The following is a 1,034-nucleotide window of genomic DNA, read 5'->3' as shown; positions in this document are numbered from 1 at the left end:
CCGGTCAGCCCTTGCGCTTGTTGATCTCTTCGGTGAGCTGGGGCACGACCGTGAACAGATCGCCCACGACCCCGTAATCGACCAGATCGAAGATCGGGGCCTCCGCGTCCTTGTTCACCGCCACGATCGTCTTCGACGTCTGCATACCCGCCCGATGCTGGATCGCACCCGAGATCCCCGCCGCGATGTACAACTGCGGCGACACGCTCTTACCCGTCTGACCCACCTGATTCGCATGCGGATACCACCCCGCGTCCACCGCCGCACGCGACGCCCCCACCGCCGCGCCCAGCGAGTCCGCCAGCGCCTCCACCACCGCGAAGTTCTCCGCACCCCCCACACCACGACCGCCCGACACCACGACCGCCGCCTCCGTCAGCTCCGGACGCCCCGACGACTCCCGCGCCGACCGCGACACCACCCGCGCCGCCGGAACCTCACCGAACACCACCTCCAGCACCTCCACCGCACCCGCCGCCGAAACCGCCTCCACCGGCGCCGAATTCGGCTTCACCGTGATCACCGGCACCCCCCGCGACACCCGCGACGACACCGAGAACCCCGCCGCGAACACCGACTGCGACACCACCGGACCACCCTCACCCGCCACCACGTCCACCGCGTCCGTCACCAGACCCGACCCCAGCCGCACCGCCAGCCGCGCCGCCGCCTCACGCCCCTCACCCGACGACACCGCCAGCACCGCCACCGGATCCACCACCCCGCACGCCGCCGCCCACGCGTCCACCCGCGGCACCACCGACCACTCCCCGAACTCCCCCGCCTCACACACCAGCACCCGCACCGCACCGTGCTCACCCAGCACACCCGCCGCCGCACCGGCGCCCGCACCCAGCACCACCGCCACCGGATCACCCAGCCGCCGCGCCAGCGTCAGCAACTCCAGCGACGGCTTGCGAACCACACCGTCCACATGATCGACACACACCAGAACATCAGCCATGGAAAACCCACTCCTACCCGAAACGAAAGACCGACAAGACGACGACGACACCACACACAGCCCCGACACC

1 protein-coding gene is annotated in these 1,034 nt (G+C 70.4%); it reads right to left on the bottom strand.

Features of this window, described 5'->3' with window-relative positions; genetic code table 11:
* Window positions 1–4 precede the first annotated feature (4 nt).
* On the bottom strand, window positions 5–964 hold the full coding sequence (locus tag ACF089_RS35945; RefSeq protein WP_392036460.1) for an electron transfer flavoprotein subunit alpha/FixB family protein: 960 nt from the start codon (window positions 962–964) through the stop codon (window positions 5–7).
* Between the last annotated feature and the right edge of the window lie 70 nt (window positions 965–1,034).

It is taken from the genome of Streptomyces sp. NPDC014894 (genome assembly GCF_043080985.1).
Lineage (GTDB): Bacteria > Actinomycetota > Actinomycetes > Streptomycetales > Streptomycetaceae > Streptomyces.
This window is presented reverse-complemented; position numbering and strand designations above follow the sequence as displayed.